The organism is Actinoallomurus iriomotensis (assembly GCF_030269445.1).
GTDB classification, from domain to species: Bacteria; Actinomycetota; Actinomycetes; order Streptosporangiales; family Streptosporangiaceae; genus Actinoallomurus; species Actinoallomurus iriomotensis.
In genome coordinates, this window is sequence record NZ_BSTJ01000001.1 from 1,277,025 (window position 1) to 1,298,508 (window position 21,484).

The 21,484-nt window shown below is 70.2% G+C and carries 18 protein-coding genes; 14 read left to right on the forward strand and 4 right to left on the reverse strand.

The window, feature by feature from the left end:
* Window positions 1-108 precede the first annotated feature (108 nt).
* The 4 genes from QSK37_RS06020 to QSK37_RS06035 all read left to right on the forward strand — a co-directional run bounded on the left by QSK37_RS06020 (window position 109) and on the right by QSK37_RS06035 (window position 3,551).
* Window positions 109-765: an ABC transporter permease gene (locus tag QSK37_RS06020; protein WP_285618129.1), complete on the forward strand. Its 657-nt coding sequence runs from the start codon at window positions 109-111 to the stop codon at window positions 763-765.
* The gene (locus QSK37_RS06025; protein WP_285618130.1) at window positions 749-1,753 is read left to right on the forward strand and encodes an ABC transporter ATP-binding protein; all 1,005 of its coding nucleotides are present in this window, start codon (window positions 749-751) and stop codon (window positions 1,751-1,753) included. The genes QSK37_RS06020 and QSK37_RS06025 overlap by 17 nt, the downstream gene beginning before the upstream one ends.
* Window positions 1,746-2,534, forward strand: coding sequence for an ABC transporter permease (locus QSK37_RS06030; protein ID WP_285618131.1), 789 nt, complete (start codon window positions 1,746-1,748; stop codon window positions 2,532-2,534). The genes QSK37_RS06025 and QSK37_RS06030 overlap by 8 nt, the downstream gene beginning before the upstream one ends.
* A gap of 96 nt (window positions 2,535-2,630) precedes the next feature.
* Window positions 2,631-3,551: a glycine betaine ABC transporter substrate-binding protein gene (locus tag QSK37_RS06035; RefSeq protein ID WP_285618133.1), complete on the forward strand. Its 921-nt coding sequence runs from the start codon at window positions 2,631-2,633 to the stop codon at window positions 3,549-3,551.
* A 4-nt stretch (window positions 3,552-3,555) separates the two neighbouring features.
* On the opposite strand, the gene QSK37_RS06040 is transcribed toward QSK37_RS06035, so the two are convergent.
* Window positions 3,556-4,200, reverse strand: a complete 645-nt coding sequence (locus tag QSK37_RS06040) for a response regulator (RefSeq protein ID WP_285618134.1) — start codon at window positions 4,198-4,200, stop codon at window positions 3,556-3,558.
* Window positions 4,197-5,351, reverse strand: a complete 1,155-nt coding sequence (locus tag QSK37_RS06045) for a sensor histidine kinase (protein WP_285618135.1) — start codon at window positions 5,349-5,351, stop codon at window positions 4,197-4,199. The genes QSK37_RS06040 and QSK37_RS06045 overlap by 4 nt, the downstream gene beginning before the upstream one ends.
* Before the next feature lie 162 nt (window positions 5,352-5,513).
* Between QSK37_RS06045 and QSK37_RS06050 the strand changes: the two genes are divergently transcribed.
* Window positions 5,514-6,227 carry an ABC transporter ATP-binding protein gene (locus tag QSK37_RS06050; RefSeq protein WP_285618137.1) on the forward strand — a complete coding sequence of 238 codons (714 nt, stop codon included), beginning with the start codon at window positions 5,514-5,516 and terminating at the stop codon, window positions 6,225-6,227.
* Window positions 6,224-6,955 carry a hypothetical protein gene (locus tag QSK37_RS06055; RefSeq protein ID WP_285618138.1) on the forward strand — a complete coding sequence of 244 codons (732 nt, stop codon included), beginning with the start codon at window positions 6,224-6,226 and terminating at the stop codon, window positions 6,953-6,955. Before QSK37_RS06050 ends, QSK37_RS06055 begins: the two co-directional genes overlap by 4 nt.
* Before the next feature lie 13 nt (window positions 6,956-6,968).
* On the opposite strand, the gene QSK37_RS06060 is transcribed toward QSK37_RS06055, so the two are convergent.
* The gene (locus QSK37_RS06060) at window positions 6,969-8,861 is read right to left on the reverse strand and encodes a glycine betaine ABC transporter substrate-binding protein (RefSeq protein WP_285618139.1); all 1,893 of its coding nucleotides are present in this window, start codon (window positions 8,859-8,861) and stop codon (window positions 6,969-6,971) included.
* A gap of 365 nt (window positions 8,862-9,226) precedes the next feature.
* On the opposite strand from QSK37_RS06060, the gene QSK37_RS06065 reads away from it, so the two are divergent.
* From QSK37_RS06065 to QSK37_RS06090, 6 genes are all read left to right on the forward strand, one after another.
* Window positions 9,227-10,021, forward strand: coding sequence for a DeoR/GlpR family DNA-binding transcription regulator (locus QSK37_RS06065; protein WP_285618142.1), 795 nt, complete (start codon window positions 9,227-9,229; stop codon window positions 10,019-10,021).
* Between the two features lie 65 nt (window positions 10,022-10,086).
* Window positions 10,087-12,813, forward strand: a complete 2,727-nt coding sequence (locus QSK37_RS06070; protein WP_285618144.1) for a family 78 glycoside hydrolase catalytic domain — start codon at window positions 10,087-10,089, stop codon at window positions 12,811-12,813.
* Window positions 12,810-14,090 (forward strand): ABC transporter substrate-binding protein, encoded by a 1,281-nt coding sequence (locus QSK37_RS06075; RefSeq protein ID WP_285618146.1) that lies wholly within the window; start codon window positions 12,810-12,812, stop codon window positions 14,088-14,090. The genes QSK37_RS06070 and QSK37_RS06075 overlap by 4 nt, the downstream gene beginning before the upstream one ends.
* Entirely contained in the window at window positions 14,087-15,025 is a 939-nt protein-coding gene (locus tag QSK37_RS06080) for a carbohydrate ABC transporter permease (RefSeq protein WP_285618147.1), read from the forward strand. Before QSK37_RS06075 ends, QSK37_RS06080 begins: the two co-directional genes overlap by 4 nt.
* A gap of 67 nt (window positions 15,026-15,092) precedes the next feature.
* Complete coding sequence (locus QSK37_RS06085; RefSeq protein ID WP_285618149.1) at window positions 15,093-15,923, forward strand: carbohydrate ABC transporter permease; 831 nt, start codon at window positions 15,093-15,095, stop codon at window positions 15,921-15,923.
* Window positions 15,920-19,660, forward strand: a complete 3,741-nt coding sequence (locus QSK37_RS06090; RefSeq protein WP_285618150.1) for a glycosylhydrolase-like jelly roll fold domain-containing protein — start codon at window positions 15,920-15,922, stop codon at window positions 19,658-19,660. The genes QSK37_RS06085 and QSK37_RS06090 overlap by 4 nt, the downstream gene beginning before the upstream one ends.
* A gap of 63 nt (window positions 19,661-19,723) precedes the next feature.
* On the opposite strand, the gene QSK37_RS06095 is transcribed toward QSK37_RS06090, so the two are convergent.
* Window positions 19,724-20,530 carry a helix-turn-helix domain-containing protein gene (locus QSK37_RS06095; protein ID WP_285618151.1) on the reverse strand — a complete coding sequence of 269 codons (807 nt, stop codon included), beginning with the start codon at window positions 20,528-20,530 and terminating at the stop codon, window positions 19,724-19,726.
* Window positions 20,531-20,633: 103 nt separating this feature from the next.
* Between QSK37_RS06095 and QSK37_RS06100 the strand changes: the two genes are divergently transcribed.
* Both QSK37_RS06100 and QSK37_RS06105 read left to right on the forward strand, forming a co-directional pair.
* The gene (locus QSK37_RS06100) at window positions 20,634-21,032 is read left to right on the forward strand and encodes an ATP-binding protein (RefSeq protein WP_285618152.1); all 399 of its coding nucleotides are present in this window, start codon (window positions 20,634-20,636) and stop codon (window positions 21,030-21,032) included.
* Window positions 20,956-21,402, forward strand: a complete 447-nt coding sequence (locus QSK37_RS06105; protein WP_432705525.1) for a helix-turn-helix domain-containing protein — start codon at window positions 20,956-20,958, stop codon at window positions 21,400-21,402. The genes QSK37_RS06100 and QSK37_RS06105 overlap by 77 nt, the downstream gene beginning before the upstream one ends.
* The last annotated feature ends 82 nt before the right edge of the window (window positions 21,403-21,484 follow it).

Below are 21,484 nucleotides of genomic sequence, written 5' to 3' on the forward strand. Positions count from 1 at the left end.
GACTGAGGGTCCCTACATGGTTTCGGACCGTTTCATGCCGTAAGATTCCACCCTCCAAGCGCTAGATCCCGACAATTAGGTATAAAACATGGCTATTCAAAGAGTGCGATGACGTTCACGGAGTACGTCCAGACGAGGTCGGACGAGCTCACGCGTGCGTTCGGACAGCACGCACTCGTCGTGGCGCTGTCCATCGCCATCGCCACCGTGCTCGGTGTCGGCATCGGGGTGCTCACCTGGCGGCACCGGCGACTGAGCGGCTTCGCCATCGGTGTCTCCAGCGGGTTCCTCACGATCCCGTCGTTCGCGCTGCTCGGCCTGCTGATCCCGGTACTGGGCCTCGGTTGGTCACCGACCGTGTTCGCGCTCACCCTCTACTCGCTGCTGCCCATCATCCGGAACACGGTCGTGGGCCTGCGCGGCGTCGACTCGGCGGTCATCGAGGCAGGGCGCGGCATGGGGATGAGCTCCTTTCACGTCCTGTGGCGCCTTCAGCTCCCGCTCGCCTGGCCGCTGATCCTCAGCGGGATCCGCGTCGCCACACAGATGATCATCGGCATCACCGCGATCGCGGCGTATGTGGCCGGTCCGGGGCTGGGCCAGCAGATCCTCGACGGGCTGGCCCGGCTGGGCTCGGCGAACTCGCTGAACGAGGCGCTGGCCGGAACGCTGGGCGTCGTGATCCTCGCCCTCCTCTGCGACCTGTTCTTCCTCATCGTCCGCCGTCTAACCAGTCCGAGGGGTCTTCGTGTTCGAGAACAGTGACGGTGGCGTCCGGATCGAGCTGCGCGAGCTCACCAAGCGCTATCCGGGACAGACCGCTCCCGCCGTGGACGCGGTCTCGCTCGACGTGCCGGCCGGGGAACTCGTCGTCTTCGTCGGCCCCTCCGGGTGCGGAAAGACGACCACGATGAAGATGATCAACCGGCTGATAGAGCCGACCTCCGGCGAGATCCGCATCGGCGACGAGGACGTGCTGCGGATGCGCCCGGACGACCTGCGCCGCCACGTGGGTTACGTGATCCAGCAGATCGGGCTGTTCCCGCACCTGACCATCGCCCAGAACGTCGGCGTGGTGCCGAAACTGCTCGGCTGGTCGAAGGCCAAGATCAACGACCGGGTCGACGAGCTGCTCGGCCTGGTCGGGCTCGACGCGGCGGACTTCCGGTCGAGGTATCCACGTCAGCTGTCCGGCGGACAGCAACAGCGGGTCGGTGTGGCTCGCGCGCTCGCCGCGGACCCGCCGGTGATGCTGATGGACGAGCCGTTCGGCGCCACCGACCCGATCACCCGCGAACACCTGCAGAACGAGTTCCTGCGCCTGCAGCGCGAACTCCGCAAGACCATCATCTTCGTCACGCACGACTTCGAGGAGGCCATCAAGCTCGGGGACCGGATCGCCGTACTGCGGGAGGGGTCGCACATCGCCCAGTACGACCGGCCGGCGCGGATCCTGAGCGCTCCCGCGGACGACTACGTCGCCGGTTTCATCGGCACGGCGGGGACGCTGAAGCGCCTGGCCCTGATCACCGTCGAGGAGGCCCGCACCGCCGGCGACGGCCCGGAGGGGACGGCCGGACTGCCGGAGGTCGAGGCGACGGCGACCCTGCGCGAAGCGCTGGACGCCATGGTCGCGCACGGGACCGAGGAGGTCGCCGCCGTCTCGGGGGACGTACGTCACCGCCTGACCTACCAGGACATCTGTCAAGCGATCAACAGTGAGAGCCGGGAGGTCGAGCCGAGTGGTGGCTGACACGCTGCCCGTCACCGGCGGGGTCGGTGACACCGGGGCACCACGGCGCGGCCGGGCGCGCGTCCTGTTCCGGCACCTGGGGACGCCGATCGCGATCGCCGCCGCGCTCGGCGTGCTCTACCTGTGGGTGCACGGGCTCAAGCTCGATTCGATCGAGCGGCGCACGCTGAACTACACGTACATGCACGACCGGGTGATCGAGCACTTCAAACTCACGCTGATCGCCAGCGTGATCATCGTCGTCATCGCGATCCCTCTCGGCGTCGTCGTCTCGCGGCCGAGGGCCAGGTGGGTGAGCCCGGTCATCCTCGGCCTCTCCAACCTGGGCCAGGCGATCCCCTCCATCGGCGTGCTGGTGCTCCTCACCATCAAGTTCGGAGTCGGGTTCAAGATCGCCATGATCGGCCTGGTCGCGTACGGCGTGCTGCCCGTGCTCCGCAACACGATGGTCGGCATCCAGCAGGTCGACCCCGCCCTGGTCGAGGCGGCACGCGGCATGGGCATGACGCGGCTGCAGGTACTGCTCTCGGTGGAGCTGCGGCTGGCCGTGCCGGTGATCCTGGCCGGTCTGCGGACGGCACTGGTGCTCACCGTCGGCGTGGCCACGCTCGCCACCTTCGTCAACGCGGGCGGCCTCGGCGACATGATCGTCAACGGCATCAAACTGTCACGCCATCCGGTCCTGATCACTGGAGGCGTTCTCACCTGCTGCATCGCGTTCCTGGTCGACTGGCTCGGCAGCCTCGCCGAGGACGTACTACGACCTCGCGGTCTCTCCTGACCGCTTCCTCCCGACCACGCCCCGACCGATCGCCATGACCGGCCGGGAGAGAGAAAGGTTCACATGCGTCTTCGCGCCATCGGAGCGACTTTCGGAGTGCTCACTCTTGCGGCCTCGCTCGCGGCCTGCGGCGGATCGAAGTCCGAGGTCGAGCAGGGAAGCGCCGGCCAGGAGCTCAAGGGGGCGTCGCTGCGGGTCGGCTCCAAGGAGTTCACCGAACAGCTCGTGCTCGGGCAGATGACCCTGCAGCTGCTGCGCGCGCACGGCGCGAGCGTCACCGACAAGACCAACATCCAGGGTTCGACCAACACCCGTAACGCCCTGACCTCGGGCCTCGTCGACCTGTACTGGGACTACACCGGGACCGGCTGGATCACCTATCTCAAGCACGCCAAGCCGATCGCCGACCCCACCGAGCAGTACCAGGCGGTGGCCAAGGAGGACCTGGCCAAGAACAAGATCGTCTGGGAGCCGCCCGCTCCGCTGAACAACACGTACGCGTTCGCGATCCGGCAGGCGGAGGGGCAGCAGCTCGGCGTGAAGACCATGTCCGACCTGGCGAACCTGCTCAAGACCAAGCCCGCCGAGGCGACGTTCTGTATCGAGAGCGAGTTCTCCACCCGTGACGACGGCTGGCCCGGCCTGAAGAAGGCGTACGGGATGAACGTGCCGGCGGGGAACGTCAAACAGCTCGACACCGGGGTCATCTACACCGAGACCGCCAAGGGCTCGACCTGCAACTTCGGTGAGGTCTTCACCACCGACGGCCGCATCCCCGCCAAGCACCTGCAGGTCCTGGAGGACGACAAGCACTTCTTCCCCGTCTACAACGCGTCGCTCACCCTGCGCCAGCAGATCGCCGACAAGTACCCGCAGATCCAGAAGATCTTCGCACCGGTGGCGCAGAAGCTGACCAACGACACCATGAGCCGGCTCAACGCGAAGGTCGACGTGGACGGCTACGAGCCGAAGCAGGTCGCCCACGACTGGCTCACGCAGCAGGGCTTCATCAAGTAGGCGGTCAGAGGAGGCCGGCGTCGCGGACCTTCATGGCGACGTGGACGCGGTTGTCGGTCTGGAGTTTGGCGAAGATCCGGGTGATGTTGGCCTTGACGGTGGCGACGCTCATGTAGAGGCTCTGGGCGATCTCGGCGTTGGAGCTGCCGCGGGCCACCTCGACGGCGACCTCGCGCTCCCGGTCGGTGAGCCTGGCCAGTTCGCGTCGCGCGTGCGTACGCGGGAGATCGTGCCGCGTGGCGGCCGCGATCAGCTGGCGGGTGACGCTCGGCGAGAGCGCGGGCTCGCCGTTGGCCACGTTACGGACCGCCTCGACCATCTTGGGGGGCGAGGTGTCCTTCAGCAGGAAGCCCGCGGCGCCCAGCTCCAGGGCCCGCAGCACCATGTCGTCCGCGTCGAACGTGGTGAGCACGAGGATCCGGGGCGGAGCCGGGCGCGTCACCAGGAGCTCGGTGGTGGCCAGGCCGTCCTGGACGGGCATCCGGATGTCCATCAGCACGAGGTCGGGCTTGAGATCGTCGATCACGTGCACGGCCTCCCGGCCGTCGCCGGCCTCGCCGACGATCTCCAGGTCGGGCTCGCCGCCCAGGATGAGGCGCAGCCCGGTCCGCACCATCGGGTCGTCATCCACGATCACCAGTCGGATCACGAGCTCGGATTCTCCCAGGGCAGGCGGGCATCGAGAACGAACCGTCCGTTCCGGAAGGCGTGGTCGAGGGTACCGCCCGCCATGCGGGTCCGCTCGGCCAGGCCGACCAGGCCCAGCCGCCCGCCCGGTCCGGGGGACGCTCCGGACGCCGGGTTGCTCACCCGGATCCGCAGGCCCTCGCCGGGCCGTCCGTCGAGCTCGGCGGTCACCCGGCTGCCCGGTGCGTGTTTGCGCGCGTTGGTGAGGGCCTCCTGGAGGATCCGGTAGGCGTGCCGGCCGGTCTGTTCGGGGAGCAGGTCCCGGTCGGCGATGGCGTCGGCCACCTCGACCCGCTGGCCGGCGGCGCGTACCTCGTCGAACAGGACGCTCAGATGGGCCAGGGTCGGCTGCGGAGCCGCGACGGCGCCATCGGACCGGAGAGTCCCGAGCACGGTGCGCAGCTCGTTCAGCGACAGGTGCGCGTTCTCCTGGATCGCCTGCGCGGCACCGCGGATCTCCTCGGCGGTGAGATCGGTCCGATACGCGAGGCCGCCGGCGAGCATCGACAGCAGCGAGAGCCGGTGCGCGAGGATGTCGTGCATCTCCTGCGCGATCTTGGCGCGTTCCGCCAGTCTCGCCTGCTCGATCCGGGCCAGCTGCTCGCGTTCGGCGGTCGCCTCCGCCTCGCGGCGTGAGGCCGCCAGGTCGCGGCGTCCGCGCAGATAGAGGCCGAAGACGGTGAGTCCGCCGAGGATGGCGGTGCCGGTCGTCAGGGAGACGACGGTCGCCTGGCCGACGCCGAACCGGACCGAACGCGCCACCAGGCACAGCCAGGACACGATCGCGACGGGCACGATCTCACGCCGGCGCCGATGGGTGCACAAGGACACGTAGGCCACCTGTGCCGGGCCGGTCGCGATGTCGGAATAGCCGGTGAGCAGTGCGGTGGCCAGCGCGATCTGCCAGGGTCGGCGTCGTCGCCGGCGCATCAGGACCAGCCCGATCAGGCCCAGCGTCAGGTCGACCAGTGCCGGACCGAGCCGGTCGTGCCGGCGGGACACGGTCGCGGCCCAGGTGCTCGCGTAGAACGCCATCGGAAGGGCGGCGCACAGGTAGCGCAGCGCGACGCCCTCGCGATCGAGGGGCGGCTGGTTCTGCGAGCGGTCCTCCACAGCCCGCAAGCCTAGGGACGCCCCCGCCGGCCGCGTTAGCGACCCAGGTCGATCCATGGCCGACGCAGGTCCATCCGGGCGAGCGGTGAGCCGGGACCCGCGTCCGGCCGCGCTCGACCCGAGGCCGATGATCTGCCGGATCGCCTCCGGTGGACTGAACACGTGATCGAATTCAGCCACGTCAGTAAGACCTACCGAGGCGTGCGGGCGCTCGACGACGTGTCCTTCGCCGTCGGCCCGGGATGCGTCACGGGTTTCCTCGGGCCCAACGGCGCCGGGAAGTCGACGGCTCTGCGCATCCTGACCGGGCTCGCCCGCGCCACCTCCGGCTCGGCCACCGTGTTCGGCCGTGCGTACGCGGAGCTGGCCAACCCCGGAGCGCGCGTCGGCACGCTGCTGGACGCCGGCGCCCTGCATCCCGGACGTACCGGGCGCGAGACCCTCACGCTCGGCGCGATGATGATCGGCCTGCCGAGGACACGGGTCGGCGAGGTCCTCGATCTGGTCGGGCTGACCGGCCGGGAGGCCGACCGCGTGGTCGGCGGCTACTCGCTGGGCATGCGGCAACGCCTCTGCGTCGGTCATGCGCTCCTCGGCCGGCCCGAGGTCCTCGTCCTCGACGAACCCGTCAACGGCCTCGACCCCCAGGGCATCCACTGGATGCGCGTGCTGCTCCGCGGGCTCGCGGACTCGGGCTGCTCGGTGCTGCTCAGCTCGCACCTCCTGCACGAGATCGAGCAGGTGGCCGACCGTCTCGTGATGATCGGACGCGGCCGGATCCTGGCGCAGGGCACCGTCGCCGAGCTGTCCCGGGGCCGGAGCCTCGAAGAGACCTTCCTCGACCTCACCGCGAACGCCGATCGGAGCGTCTCATGACCAGCATCCCCTTCCACCGGCTCCTGCGGGTCGAGACGCGCAAGCTCTTCGACACCCGCAGCGCCAAGATCATGATCCTGGTCCTGGCCGGCCTCACCGTCGCGGCCATCGTCGCCCGCGGCGTCGTGGCCGGTCCGCGTCCGCGAATGCTGGCCGGCACCGCGGGGGTCGGCTTCGGGACGCTGCTCCCCGCGCTGGGCATCCTCGCGGTGACCGGCGAATGGGGCCACCGCACCGCCTTGACCACCTTCGCGCTCGAACCTCGGCGCCACCGGGTGCTGGCGGCCAAGTGCCTGCCGCCGTTGCTCACGGCCGTGGCCGCCTCGCTGTTCGCACTGCTGGTGACGGTGCCGGTGACGATGATCGTCGCCCGGGTCGAGGATGTTCCGGTCGACGGGGGTTTCGGGCCGCTCGCCGTGCTGGGCTGGACCGCGACGAACGTTCTGCTGGTCGCGATGGGGCTGGCCATCGGCATGCTCCTGCTGAACGCCCCGCTCTCGATCGTCCTCTACCTGTCGACCCCCGCCCTGGGGACCTTCGTCGGCCGGCTCGGCGGCACCGGCGAGCTCCTGGTCCGCTGGTTCGACCTGAACACCACGGTCGGGCCCCTGGCGAAGGGCGACCTGTCCGGAGCCGACGCCGCCCGGCTGGCCGCGTCGATCACCTTCTGGATCGTCGCGCCGATGACGGCCGGCTTCGCACGAGGGATCCGCAGGGAGGTGACCTGACCCGCACGACGGGTCAAGGCGTCGTGACCAGGCCCACCTGGCGCAGCCAGTCGGCGGCCACCGTGCGAGCCGGGGTCCGGTCGGCCAGCACGCGGACGTTCATGCGCAGCAGGGCGTCCGTCGTCAGCTTGGCCGAGACGGCGTCGAGCGCGCTGCGGCCGGTGGCGCTCAGCGACGAACGGTAGGCCAGCGGTGTGACGTTCTGCGCGCTGAACACGTGCTTGGGATCCTGGAGCACCACCAGCCCGCCCTCGGCGATCGCCGGTTCGGTCGCGAACAGGTCCGCCGCGTCGATGCGGCCGTCCTCGAGCTGCGCGACGAGCGTGGTCCGGTCGTCGGTCTGGAACGGCTGGTAGCTCCGGAAGTTCAGCCCGTACGTGCCGCGCAGCCCGACGAGCCCCTGATGCCGGGTCTGGAACTCCGGCGGGCCGCCCATGACCAGGTCGCCGGCCACCGGCCTGAGGTCGGCGATCGTGCGCAGGCCGTACCGCTCGGCGGTCTTCCTCGTCACCGTCACCGTGTCCTTGTCCTCGGCCGGCGCGGAACGCAGGAGTTCGAGCTGCGGTGGGAGCGTACGGGCGAGGACCGCGTCGACCTGCGCCGCCGTGGCCGCGGTGCTGGTCCGGTCGAGCGACACCGCGAGCGCGCCGGTGTACTCCGGGATCACGTCGATCTGCCCGGACCGCACCAGCGGGAAGTACGTCTCGCGGTCGCCCAGGTTGAACCTCCGCGTCACCCGGTACCCCTTGGCCTCCAGCGCCTGCGCGTACACCTCGCCGAGCAGGGAGCTCTCGGCGAAGTTGGCCGAGCCGACGGTGACGGCGGGCGGCGGGACGGAGGGCGGCCCGCCGGCGTGCCGTGCCCCGCCGTCCGGCCACAGCGTGAACGCCAGCGTCGCCGCCCCGACCGCAACCGCCGCGGCCCCGGCCGCCAGCAGCGTCCGGACCCGCCGCCGGCGCCGTAACACCGGCGTGCGGTCCGGGCGGGTGAACCGGTCCGGGCGCGTACGGTCGCGGTCGCCGCCCCGTTCGGGCCGGTCGACGGTGAGGTGGTCGGCGGGCCGTACGCCCTCGGGCAGCCTGATCGCGGCCGCCGCCTCCTCGACGTCCTGGTAGCCGAGGAGCCGGAGCAGGATGTCGGGCGCCTCGGGACGGTCGCGCGGATCCTTGGCCAGGCAGCGCCGGATCGTGTCGCGGTACGGCGGGGGCACGGCGGCGATGTCGGGATCGTCGCGGAGGATGCGGTTGAACACCGCGGCGACCGAGTCGATGCCGAACGCCGGCCGGCCGGTCGCCGCGAACGTCATCGTCACGGCCCAGCCCCAGATGTCGGCCGCGGGCGTGTGGTGCTCGCCGCGCAGCAGTTCCGGCGCGGTGTACGCGGGCGTGCCGACCAGGCCGCTGGTCACCGTGGCGCCGGCGTCGAGCACCCGCGCGATGCCGAAGTCGATCACGCGTGGACCGTCCGGGCCCATCAGCACGTTGTACGGCGTGAAGTCGCGGTGCAGCACCCCGGCGCGGTGGATCGCGGCCAGCGCCGACGCCGTGCCGACCATCAGCCGCGCCAGCGCGCCGCCGGTCAGCGGCCCGCCGGCCTCGGTGAACTCCTGGAGCGAGGGCCCGTCGACGTACTCGCTCACCAGGTAGGACCGGTCACCGTCGCTGCCCAACTCGATGATCCGCGCCGTGCAGAAGTCGGCCACCCGGCGTACGGCCGTGATCTCGTCCCGCAGCCGGTCGTACGCCCGCGCGCCGCGCAGCAGCCGCGGATGCAGCACCTTCAGCGCGACGGGTGTGCCGTCGTCCTGTTCGGCGCGGTAGACGACACCCTGGCCGCCTTCACCCAGCCGCCCGGCGAGCCGGTACGGGCCGATGTGATCGGGATCCTCCGGTCGTAATGGCTGCATGAATCGTGTCGCCTTCTCCCTGACGAGCATCGTCTCGCACTGAAACGCATCACAACCAGGCAGTTTTCGGACAAAGCGAAAGCCCCCAGCCGACCGGTGGAGGCCGGGAAGAACCCGAGCCGATCATGGGAGGTTCGACGTTAAAACAACGCTACGAGGTGTGAACTTGGTACCAATCTCACACCCTGGACACCCCGCCGGTCCCGGCCGTGCACCGGGCGTGCACTCCACTACCTGCATGCTCCGCCGATTCGCCGAGAGGGCTTGACGCCGACCGTGTGCATGTCCCAAGATCCGGGGACACGATATCTCTCGTGTGAATTTCACAGTTTCGGGTGTTCGAATTCAAGCCGTCGGAGGTAGTGATGGCTGCTGCCAGAGCGCGCGACGGCAGGAACGGCCCTGCGCTACGGCGGGGGATGCTCGCCGAGCACGTCCTGACGCAAGGCTCCGCTAGCGCCGCTGAGCTGGCCGAACGTTTCCAGGTCAGCCTCATGACGATTCACCGGGACCTTGACGAGCTGGAGCGCCAGGGCGTCGTGCGCAAGTACCGGGGCGGGGTCACCGCCCAGCCCTCCGGCGTGTTCGAGAGCAACGTCGCGTTCCGCATGAGGACCATGCCGGCCGAGAAGGACGCGATCGCCGGCCGGGCGGTCGAGATGATCGAGCCCGGCATGGCGGTGATGCTCGACGACTCGACCACGAGCCTGGCACTCGCCCGGCGGCTGGAGAACATCACGCCGCTCACGGTCGTCACCAACTTCCTGGAGGGCATCAACCTGCTCGCCCAGATGCGCGACGTCCGGCTGCTGGCCCTCGGCGGCGACTACGACCCCCTGCACGACTCCTTCCTCGGCGTCTCCTGCATCGAGGCCATCGAGCTGTTGCAGGTGGACCTGTGCTTCGTGTCCACCTCGGCGGTCACCGCCGGGTTCGCCTACCACCAGGAGCAGCACATCGTCTCGGTCAAGCGCGCGATGCTCGCCAGCGCGGCACGCAAGATCCTTCTGCTCGACCACACCAAGCTGAGCCGGACCGCCCTGCACCGGGTCGCGCCGCTCAGCGGTTTCGACGGCGTGATCATCGACGCCGGCGCCTCCGAGGAGGCGCTGCGCGAACTCGACGAGCACAAGGTCGCCTACGAGGTGGCCGCCCCATGAGCGAGCGAAGCGAGCGAATCAAACGACACGCGCCCCGGAATCGCTCCTCCGACGAAGGAGGGCCCATGAACGGCACCGCGACTGGGCTGCGGCCGTACGCGCTGCGGTGCGACCACCGGACGACGCCGCTCGGCATCGGCGGGCGGACGCCGTTCCTGTCCTGGCGGCTGGCCGCGGACGACGACGCGCCTCGCGGTACGGCCCCGGCGGCCTACCGCGTCGAGGTCACGCCGGACGACGACTCGCACGCCGGCTGGGACACCGGCCGGGTCGAGGACCCCGAGGCGATCGGTGTCGTCTACGCCGGCCCGGCGCTCCGCCCCCGCACGCGCTACCACTGGCAGGTCACGGTGTGGACCGCGGACGGGGCGGAGGGACGGGAGCGGTCGTGGTTCGAGACCGGGCTCGACGCCGGTGAGTGGCGCGCGTCCTGGATCGCGAACGACTGGACGGCCGTCGAGGTCGTCGACCCGCCGGAGGAGGGCGAGCGGGCCCTCGACGCCCACGGCCTGCTGCCCTGCCCGCTGCTGCGCCGCGAGTTCTCCGCGAGCACCGCCCCCGTACGGGCCCGCCTGTACGTGAGCGCCCGCGGCCTCTACGAGATGCGGATCAACGGCCGGCGGGTGGGAGACGGCGAGCTGACCCCGGGCTGGACCGACTACCGGCACCGCGTCCAGTACCAGACGTACGACGTCACCGCGCTGGTCCGCGAGGGCGGCAACGTCCTCGCCGCCACGCTCGCGGACGGCTGGTGGAGCGGCTACGTCGGGTTCGAGCCGCGCCGGCCGGGCGCGCACTACGGAGGCTTCCCGCAGTTCATCGCCCAGCTGCACCTCGACTACGCGGACGGGTCGTCGCAGGTCATCGGCACCGACGAGCGGTGGCGGACGAGCGACGGGCCGATCCGGTACGCCGACCTGCTCATGGGCGAGTGCCACGACGCGCGGCGTGCCGCCGGCGGCTGGGACGAGCCGGGCTTCGACGACCGCGACTGGCCGGCCGCCCGCGTGGCCGACACCGGCACCGACACGCTCGTCCCCTCGGTGGACGAACCGGTGCGCGCGCTCGGTGAGCTGCCCGCCGCCGCCGTCACACGCATCGGCCCCGAGGCGCACGTCGTCGACTTCGGGCAGAACTTCGCCGGCCGCGTCCGGCTGACCGTCCGCGCTCCGCGGCGCGGGCAGCGGATCGTGATCCGGCACGCCGAGACACTCGACGACGACGGCGGTCTCTACACCGCCAACCTGCGCACCGCCGCCGCCACCGACACCCTGATCACCGGTGCCGACACCGTGGTCTTCGAGCCGCGCTTCACCTACCACGGCTTCCGGTACGCCGAGGTGACCGGCCTGGCCGAGCTGAACCCCGGCGACGTCACCGGTGTCGTCCTGCACAGCGACACGCCCCGGGCGGGGACGTTCGACTGCGCGGACCCGGCGATCCGCCGGCTGCACGAGAACATCACCTGGGGGCAGCGGTCGAACTTCGTGAGCGTGCCGACCGACTGCCCGCAGCGCGACGAACGCCTCGGCTGGCTCGCCGACGCCCAGGTGTTCCTGCCGACCGCCTGCCTGGGCGCCGACGTCGCCGCCTTCTTCACCAAGTGGATGCACGACGTGCGCGACGCGCAGGGACCGGACGGCGGCTTCTCCAACGTCGCGCCGCGCCTGGCCGGCGTCGCGGACGAGGGCGCGCCCGGCTGGGGCGACGCCGGTGTGCTGGTCCCGTGGCACCTGTACCGGGTGTACGGCGACGAGCGGTTCCTCGCCGACTCCCTGGACGCGATGTGCGCGTGGGTCGACTTCGTCCACCGGCACAACCCCGACCTGGTCTGGCGGCACAAGGTGGGTCCGCACTTCGCGGACTGGCTCTCCATCGGCCGCCCGACGCCGCGCGAGGTGGTCGCCACCGCGTACTTCGCGCACAGCGCGGAGCTGACCGCGCGCGCCGCCCGCGTGCTGGGCGGCGACCAGGCCGACCGGGCCGAGCGGTACTCCGCGCTCGCCCGCGACGTGCGCGCGGTCTTCACCGCGCGGTTCGCCGGACCGGACGGCCGGATCGAGGGCGACACGCAGACCGCGTACCTGCTCGCCCTCGCGTTCGACCTGCTCCCCGACGACCTCGCGAGCCACGCCGCCCGGCGGCTGGCCGCTCTGGTCGAGGAGGCCGGGCCCGGCCTGACCACCGGCTTCCTCGGAGTCGGGCTGATCGCGCCGGTCCTCGACCGCTGGGGCCGCGCCGACCTGGTCCACGCCCTGCTGCGGCGCACCCGCCGGCCGTCGTGGCTCTACCCGCTGCGGCACGGGGCCACCACCATCTGGGAACGGTGGGACGGCTACACCGAGGAGCACGGCTTCCAGGCGCCCGCCATGAACTCCTTCAACCACTACGCGCTCGGGTCGATCGGGGAGTGGCTGTACCAGGGGCTGGCCGGGCTCGACCAGGCGCCCGCCTCGGTGGCCTACCGCGAGCTGGTCGTCCGGCCGCGGCCGTTCGACGGCGAGCCGTTCTGGGCGGAGGCGGCGTACGACTCGGCGCGCGGCCGGATCGCGGTGCGCTGGCGGCAGGACGACGACGGGTTCCGGCTGGACGTGACCGTCCCTCCGGGGGCGACGGCGACCGTGCACGTACCCGGCGACGATCACGCCGCCGTACGAGAAGGAGAACACCCGGCCGGCGAGAGCCCCGGGGTCGAGTTCGTCGGTATCGAGACGGCCGCCACAGGCGGAAAGACGCTCGTATACCGCGTGGAGTCGGGGGACTACCGATTCTTTGCCAGGAGGACAGGATGACACTCCGATTCGAGCGGAACCGCAGAGAGTTCCTGCGTGCGGCGGGAGGGCTCGCCGCCGTGGCGGCGCTCCCGGTCTCTCTCGCCGCGTGCGGCGGATCGTCCGGCGGGGGCGGCGGCAAGACGCTGCGCCTCGTGGGCGTCGCCGACCAGCAGAAGGCGCTGGACGAGCTGACCAAGCTGTACACGCAGGCGAAGTTCTCGACGTCGTACGCGCCGACCGACCAGGTGCAGACGTCGCTGCGCACCCAGCTGGGCGCCGGCAACGCGCCCGACGTCCACGTCGTCTACCCGGGCAACGGCAGCGCGATGTCGATGGCGCAGATCGCGCAGGCCGGTCTGCTCGCCGACCTCAGCGGCCAGAGCTGGACGCAGAGCATCCCGGCCAACTTCAAGTCCGCGTTCCAGCTCCAGGGCAAGACCTTCATCTACTCGGCCGGGTCGAGCGTCATCGGCGCGATCTACAACAAGAAGGTCTTCGCCGACGCGAAGGTCGAACCGCCGAAGACCTGGAGCGAACTGCTCCAGGTGTGCGACAAGCTCAAGAAGGCCGGCAAGATCCCGATCGCGCTCGGCGCGCAGACGCCGTGGGTGACGCAGCTCATCTCGTACGCGCTCGTGCCCTCGACCGTGTACGCGAAGAACCCGCAGTTCGACAGCCAGATGCAGGCCGGCTCGACGAGCTTCGCCCAGTCGGGCTGGCGCGACGCCTTCAATATGTACCTGCAGCTCCAGCAGCGCGGGTTCTTCAACGACAACCCCAACGGCACGACGTACGAGCAGCAGACCTCCATGGTCGCGACCGGCAAGGCGGCCATGGCCGTGCAGGTGTCGGCGGTGCTGCCCGACTTCCGCAAGGCCGCCACGAACGCCGACGACCTGGCGATGTTCCCGTTCCCCGGCGCGGACACCGCGGCGAACGTGTGGATCCCGGCGGGCGTCGTCGTCGGCCTGGGCGTGAGCGCGCGCAGCCGCAACGCGGACGCGGCCAAGGCCTTCATCGAGTTCCTGGGCCGGCCGGAGAACATCAACCGGTGGGCCGAGGCGGTCGCCTGCGTCCCGCTCAAGCGCGACGCGAACTCCAAGATCGACCCGGTGCTGAACCCGTTCCTGCCGTTCATCGACGACAACAAGGCCGTGCCGTTCATGGACCAGGCCTGGCCGAACGCCGAGGTGCAGCCGACCCACTTCGCCGTGGTCCAGGAGCTCCTCGGCGGCAAGACGACGGTGGACAAGGCGCTGGCGAAGATGGACGAGACATACCGGAAGAAGTCATGACATTGACCAGCCGCCGCCCGGCCGGCACGGCGACCGCGCGACCCGCGGCCCGTGCCCGCCGGGCGGGCTTCCTCACCCCGCCGTGGTGGTTCGTCGCCCCCGCGCTGCTCGTGTACGCGGCCATCGTGCTCTACCCGAGCGTCTCCGGCATCGTGTACGCGTTCACGGACTGGAGCGGCATCGGCGACAAGTCCTTCAACGGCCTGGCCAACTTCCAGCACCTGCTCAGCGACGACCAGGCGAGGAGCGCACTCCTCCACACGCTGCTGCTGACCGTCACGATCGTCATCGTCCAGAACGGCGTCGGACTGCTGCTCGCGCTGGGCGTGAACGCGCGCATCAAGTCCCGTACGGTGCTGCGCGTCGTCTTCTTCGCGCCGGTCGTGGTCAGCCCGGTGATGATCGCGTTCCTGTGGAAGTACGTCTACAACCCCGACCCCAAGGCGGGTATCAACGGCATCCTGGGCATGCTCGGCCTGAGCGACCTGCGCCAGGACTGGCTCGGCAACCCCTCGCTCGTGGTCTGGTCGATCGCCGGCATGGTCGTCTGGCAGTACGCCGGGTACTCCATGGTGATCTTCCTGGCCGGGCTGGAGGGCATCCCGGCCGAACTGCGCGAGGCCGCGATGATCGACGGCGCGGGACGGTTCCAGCAGTTCCGCTACGTCACCTGGCCGCTGCTCGCGCCGTCGCTGACGATCAATGTCATGCTCTCCACGATCGGCGGGCTGAAGCTCTTCGACCAGGTGTACGCCGCGACCGGCGGAGGCCCCGGCTACTCCAGCGAGACGCTCTCGACGGTGCTCTACAAGCAGGCGTTCGTCTTCGGCAAGTACGGCTACAGCACCGCGATCGCGCTCGTCCTCGCCCTGTTCGTCGCGGCGGTCTCCCTCGTCCAGATCTACTACCTGCGCGGCAGGGAGGTCGGCGTATGAGCGAACGAAGTGAGCGAATCGACAAGCACAGCACCCCAGTGGTCTCTCCCCCGACGAAGGAGGGCTCATGAACCATCTCCGGTATGGGCTGCGGACGTTCGCGCTCGAGATCGTCATGATCGTGGTGGGGCTGGCGTTCCTGTTCCCGGTCTACGCGCTGGTCGTGCTGTCCCTGAAGGACAGCAAGCAGATCGCGAGCTCGCCGCTGTCGCCACCGACCTCCCCCACGCTGGGCAACTTCTCCCGCGCGTGGTCGTCGGCGTCGCTGGGCTCGGCGCTGCTCAACAGCACGCTGATCACCATCGCGAGCCTGGTCTGCCTCATCGCGCTGGGCTCGTTCGCGGCGTACTTCCTGGCCCGCTGCGCCTCCCGGCTCGGCTACGGGCTGTACGTCCTGTTCCTGCTCGGCATCGTGCTGCCGTTCCAGCTCGGCATGATCCCGCTGTTCAAGCTGGTCGACCACCTGGGCCTGCTCGGCACGTACCAGGGGATCATCGTGTTCTACACCGGCATCCAGCTGCCGTTCACGGTGTTCCTCTACACGGGCTTCATCCGGGCGCTCCCCCGCGACTACGCCAACGCGGCGCTCATCGACGGCGCCTCGCACCTGACGGCGTTCACGCGGGTGGTGTTCCCGCTGCTGCGGCCGATCACCGGCACCGTGCTGATCCTCAACGCCGTGTTCATCTGGAACGACTTCTTCACCCCGCTGCTCTACCTCGGCGGGTCCGCGAAGGAGACGGTCCCGGTGCGCATCTTCTCCTTCGTCGGCCAGTACGTCTCCGACTACGGTCTCGTCTTCGCCGGCCTCGTCCTGGCCGCGCTGCCGATCATCGTGGTGTTCCTGGTGCTCCAGCGGTACGTCATCCGCGGCTTCGCCAGCGGGCTGAAGGGATGACCGGGCTGCCGCCGCGGCTGGCGGAGGTCCTGGCGGAGCCGCCCGCCGCGTTCTCCCCCGCCGCGATCTGGTGGTGGAGCGGTGAGCCGCTGGACCGTGCCCGGCTGCGCCGGCAGCTCGAACGGTTCGCCGACGGCGGGGTGTACAACCTCGTCGTGTTGAACCTCGCGCCGTCGGGGCCGATGTTCGGCTCCGACGCCGACGATCCGCCGTTCTTCTCCGAACTGTGGTGGGAGCTGTTCGACGGCGTCTGCGCCGACGCGCACGAGCTGGGCGTCTTCCTGTGGTTCTACGACCAGCTCGGCTTCTCCGGCGCCGACGTGCAGGCACGGCTCGTGGGGGAACACCCCGCGTACGCCGGGCGCTGGCTGGAGCGTTCCGGTCAGGTCGTGCGCCGCGGCTTCGACTACCTGTCGCGGGACGCGTGCGCCACGCTCATCGACCGCGTGCACGGGGAGTTCGAACGCCGGCTGCCGCACTGGCTGGGCACCGTCATCGCCGGGTCGTTCCAGGACGAGCTGCCGGCGCTGCCGACCTGGTCACCGGAGTTCGCCGCGGAGTTCGAAAAGCGCCGCGGCTACGACCTCGTCCCGCACGTGGCCGCGCTCTGGACGGGCGGCGACGGCGACCCCGCCGTTCGCCGCGACTACCACCGCACCCGCGCCGAACTGGCCGAGGAGGCCTTCTTCCGTCCGCTCGCCGAATGGCACGCCCGCCACGGGCTGCTCCACGGGTGCGACCAGCAGGACCCGGCGCGGGCCGGTCTCCCGGTGGACGGCGTGCGGCTGTACGCCGACTACGCGCGTACGCACCGCTGGTTCGGCGCACCGGGCTCCGACCACCACGGGGACGCGAGGATCCACTCGTCGCTGGCCCACCTGTACGACCGGCCGCGTACCTGGATCGAGGCGTTCCACTCCACCGGCTGGGGCGGCACGCTGGAGGAGACGTTCGACTGGCTGCTGCCCTGGCTGCGCTCCGGTGCGACGCTCTACAACCCGCACGCGGTCTACTACACGACCAAGGGCGGTTGGTGGGAGTGGGCGCCGCCCGCCACCGACTGGCGCCAGCCGTACTGGCCGCACCACCGGGTCTTCGCCGACGCGGTCGCCCGGCTGTGCGCGGCGCTCTCCCTCGGCCGGCACGTGTGCGACGTCGCGGTGCTCCTGCCCACCGCGACCGCGCAGGCCGGTGCCCGCCTCGACGGCGTCGACGCCGACGCCGAGCGGGCGCAGCTCCTTTATCGCGAACTGGTCGGCGACATGGCCTGGTTCCGGGTGGTCCCCGGCGTCCTCGACCGGCTGCGGGTCGACGCCGACGTGATCGACGACGACTCCGTGCAGCGCGCCACCGTGACCGGCGGGCGGCTCACGGTCGCGAACGAGGCGTACACCACGATCGTCCTGCCCGGCTGCACGGTGCTGGAGGCGGAGACCGCCCGGCTGCTGGAGGAGTTCGCCGCGAACGGCGGACGGATCGTCGCCGTCGGCGCGCTCCCCGCCCGCGTGGTCGGCGGCACGTACGACCTGTCCCGGCTGCGCCGCGCGGTGCGGTTCGTCGGCACGGCCGACGCGCTGACCTTGAAGCACACGGGGCCATTGCGGGTGGAGGCGCCGGTGCCCGCGCTGGTCCGTGAGGTCGGCGGGGCGACGTTGGTCCTCCTCACCGCGGCGTTCCCGCGCGCCACCGACGCCTCGGTCGGCCGGCCCGACGAACGGGGGATCGAGCTGGGCTGGCTGGACGCCTCGTACGACTTCGACCCCGGCCGGTACGCGACCGAGATGCGGGTGCGGGTGCGCGGCGTACAGGGCCGGCCGCTGCTCGCCGGCCCGTTCGGCGGGACGGTACGGCCGCTCGCCGCCCGGCGCGACGGTGACGTCACCGAGGTCGTGGTGCCCTTCTCCGACGGTCCGGCCGCGCTCCTCATCTTCGACGGGTCGGATCACGATGTGGTCGAGCGGCCGTCGGCGGCGGAGACCCGGCTCGACCTCGGGTCCACGTGGGACATGGAACTCGTCCCCACCATGGACAACACGTGGGGCGACTTCGGCCCTCGTGACGAGCCGCCCGGCCTGGCGCGGTGGGAGTTCCGGCACCGGGTCGAGGCCGCGGGCGACGACGGCGTACGCGACGGCTGGGCGGCGGCGGCGTACGACGACGCGAGCTGGGCGACCGCGCACGCGACCTTCGGCCCCCACGCCCTCGCCGCCGGGCCCGATGACCTGCCCGGGGCGGGTACGGGCTGGAAGCCGATCGTCTACTCGACCTCACGCGGGATCTTCAAGGATCCGATCCACCGCGAGACCCTGGGCCCGAAGGGACACGTGCCGGAGGAGTTCATCGACCTCGGCGACGTGCGCGCGGACCAGGCGGTTCGCCTGCGGACCGAGCTGAGTGTCCCCGAGGCCGTGTCCGCGACGCTGGCCGTGGGAGCACCGGCCGCCACGACCGCCTGGCTCGACGGTGTGGAGGTCCCCCTCGACGACCACGGCCACCTGGCGACCGCTCCGGTGCACCTCGACGCGGGATCGCACGTGCTCGATCTGCGCCTGACACCCGATGAGACCGTACGGCTGCGCGCCCACATCGCGCTGGTCCGGGACCCGCTGCGCTACCGGCGGCCCGAGTGGATCGCCCCGGCCGGGCCCGCCCGGCCCGGCGCCCAGGTCGCACTCAGCACGACGATCGCTGTCGGAGACGTCCCGTCGAACGCCATTTTGCAGGTCGCGGCCGTGGAACCCTGCCGCGTGCTGGTCAACGGCGTGGAGGTGGGACGGCAGGGCGGCTTCGACCCGTACGCCGAGCACGCCGCCCCGCGCGTACGGCGATATGAGGTCGCGGCGGCGCTGCGGCCGGGGCCGAACGAACTCACCGTGGAGCTGACCGAACGCGACAAGCCCGCGGCCGTCCTCGCCGACTGGGCCGTCGGTTCCCGTGCGGAGCCGTGGCGGGCGACGCGAGACGGAGAGCCGGTACCGGTCGCGCCACAGCGCCGGCAGTATGGCGATCCGGCGGCGCTGCACCTGTGGCGGCGTCCGCATCCGCTGCCGGAGACCGCCTGGCTGGAGGGAACCGACGCGGACGACTGCGTGATCCCGGTGATCTTCGCCGTGCCGCGCCCCGAGGCGGAACGGGTGGAATGGTTCCGCTTCGCGATCCCCCCGGGCGCGACGCGCATGACGGTCCCGACCTGCGGGGAGACACACGTCTTCGTGGACGGTGCCGAATACCGGCTTGCCGACGACGCGTCAGTGGACCTGTCCGGCTCGGGTCCCGGCGTACGGTGCGGGGCGCTGCGGGTCCGCACCCGACCGGGACACGAGGGCGGCGCCGCGTTGGCCGCACCGGTACGTTTCACCGTCGGTCCGGGCCGCATCGAACTGGGCGACTGGGAGGCCGCAGGTCTCGCGGAGTACAGCGGAGGAGTCCGTTACCGCCGCCGGATCGACCTGCCGGAAGTCGCGCCGGTGACCCTCGACCTGGGCCGCGTACGCGGAACGGCCGAGGTCACCGTGAACGGCCACCCGGCCGGCACCCGCGTCTGCTCCCCGTACCGCTTCGACCTGACGGACGCGGTCCAGCCGGGCGAGAACGAGATCGAGATCCTGGTGTACGGCACGCTGGCGCCCTACCTGGACGCGGTGAGCCCCACCCATTTCGTCTTCCCAGGCCAACGCGTGTCCGGCCTTTTCGGCCCGGTCCACCTTCTGGTCAGGCGCCGCTCTCAGACTCCATAAGCTTGACCTCGACGCAGTCGCCTTGTTGCGTACCGCTCCAGGAGCTTTTGGTCCAGCCCACTTTCACATCGCCTCCATAGCCTGTTGGATCATCGCGCGGGAGGGTTGCGCGGGGAGAGCGACTGCGCTGATGCGATCGTAACGGAGTGCATACGCCTGCACCTCCGTCGTAGAAGGCACCAACCTGCCTCCTCCTGGCGATTCAGTGTAGGCGACGTCTCCTGTTTCACCAGAGATGATGGAGAAGCATCCGTCGAATCCCGGATGCGCACCGGTGACCTTCGGCACCACACGCACACTGACGTGCGCACGGTCGGACGCCTCAAGGAGGTAGGCGAGCTGGCTGCGCATTACCTCTGGTCCGCCCACCGGCCATTCGAGTGCGCTTTCCGTTATTAATGCCCGCAGCAGAGCGGGCGAGGAGGAATTGAGGACGGCCTGTCTCGCCAGCCTCTCCTCCACCAACGGCGTCGGGTCCGACCAACCTCCCGCCTTGATCATCGCGTAGGCGTACTCCGGGGTCTGAAGCAGCCCGGGAATCGCGAGCACCTGAAAGGTCTTGATCATGTTCGCGTCTTGCTCCAGACCCGTGAACTGCTTGAACCACTCCGGATCGTGACCGCGCTGCGCGAAGCGGAGCAGGCGTTGGAAGTGGCCGCCGGTGTTGAAGCGGACGTCCAGGAGTTTGGCCTCTTTGTCCGTGATGCGACGCCTGTTCGCCTCGCAGTTGGAAAGATTTGTCGCACTCCGGCGAATGATCTTTCCCATCGCAGATTGCGACAATCCGTACTTTTCCCGGTAGAAGCGCAGGTCGTGCGCCAGCCATGCCCACAGCGACGAGTCGGGGTCGATCGCGGGGTGCGGTGCCATAGGAGTCTCCCTGACTTTCCAAGGGCGCGGAAATCCTTACGCCCGTCGATGCGCAAGCTACAGACTTCCGTCATCAACGAATCGACGGATCGGGGTAGGTGGAATGGATGAATCAGGAATAGCACAGAAGCAAAAGTATCGTCTACCGCTACCGCCCCATCCCGTCGCCGCACGACAAGCCCACAAGGTGCTGGAATGGGCGCTTTCGGAGTGGTGTGTCCGCGGCCCTTGCGCCGACGACGCGCATATTGTGCTGAGCGAGTTGGTGACCAATGCGGTCATGCATTCCATGGACGTGTTCACACTCGCTCTTGATCTGCGCGAAAACCAAATAGTGATTGAAGTGTGGGACTGTACCGATGCGACACCTGACGTCACGCTGCCCGACGCCCTCGCGGTCAATGGTCGAGGGATGTTCCTGGTAGATGCGCTCTCAAAAGAATGGGGAGTCCGGCCCGCCGAACGGGGCGGCAAGACCGTATGGGCCACGATCCCCCGATGACCGGCCCGACCTGCTACTCACGCCGAAGGAGGTGGCGGCGATGTTCGGAATCTCGGTCCCGACACTGGCGACCTGGGCCCGGGATGGCGCGCTGCCGTACGTGCCGACCCCGGGCGGCCACCGCCGCTACCGCCGCGCGGACGTCCGCGCGCTGCTGGAGAAGAAGAACACCGCCGAACCCGCGCGTACGGAAATGGAGGAGGACGCGGTACGCCTGTACGAGCAGGGATGGTCGATCCGTCAGGTCGCCGAACGCTTCGAGTGCGGCTACGGCGCCATGCGCCGCATCCTGGCCCGCCACGGGGTCCTCAGATCGAGGAAGCAGGCTGCCGACGACAGGGAGGGACCTTCGTTGGGGACGTTCTCCTGACAGGAGAAAATTCCACTCACAGAAGAACACCGCCACCGAACCACCCCCGCCTCGCGGTCTTCAGGCCGAGCAGGCAGGCGAA

Bases quoted from the DNA above. Each gene is read 5' to 3' on its own strand.
- QSK37_RS06020 (WP_285618129.1), top strand. From the start codon at position 109: ATGACGTTCACGGAGTACGTCCAGACGAGGTCGGACGAGCTCACGCGT.
- QSK37_RS06055 (WP_285618138.1), top strand. From the start codon at position 6,224: ATGACCAGCATCCCCTTCCACCGGCTCCTGCGGGTCGAGACGCGCAAG.
- QSK37_RS06060 (WP_285618139.1), bottom strand. From the start codon at position 8,861: ATGCAGCCATTACGACCGGAGGATCCCGATCACATCGGCCCGTACCGG.
- QSK37_RS06065 (WP_285618142.1), top strand. From the start codon at position 9,227: ATGGCTGCTGCCAGAGCGCGCGACGGCAGGAACGGCCCTGCGCTACGG.
- QSK37_RS06070 (WP_285618144.1), top strand. From the start codon at position 10,087: ATGAACGGCACCGCGACTGGGCTGCGGCCGTACGCGCTGCGGTGCGAC.
- QSK37_RS06075 (WP_285618146.1), top strand. From the start codon at position 12,810: ATGACACTCCGATTCGAGCGGAACCGCAGAGAGTTCCTGCGTGCGGCG.
- QSK37_RS06080 (WP_285618147.1), top strand. From the start codon at position 14,087: ATGACATTGACCAGCCGCCGCCCGGCCGGCACGGCGACCGCGCGACCC.
- QSK37_RS06085 (WP_285618149.1), top strand. From the start codon at position 15,093: ATGAACCATCTCCGGTATGGGCTGCGGACGTTCGCGCTCGAGATCGTC.
- QSK37_RS06090 (WP_285618150.1), top strand. From the start codon at position 15,920: ATGACCGGGCTGCCGCCGCGGCTGGCGGAGGTCCTGGCGGAGCCGCCC.
- QSK37_RS06095 (WP_285618151.1), bottom strand. From the start codon at position 20,530: ATGGCACCGCACCCCGCGATCGACCCCGACTCGTCGCTGTGGGCATGG.
- QSK37_RS06100 (WP_285618152.1), top strand. From the start codon at position 20,634: ATGGATGAATCAGGAATAGCACAGAAGCAAAAGTATCGTCTACCGCTA.
- QSK37_RS06105 (WP_432705525.1), top strand. From the start codon at position 20,956: ATGCGCTCTCAAAAGAATGGGGAGTCCGGCCCGCCGAACGGGGCGGCA.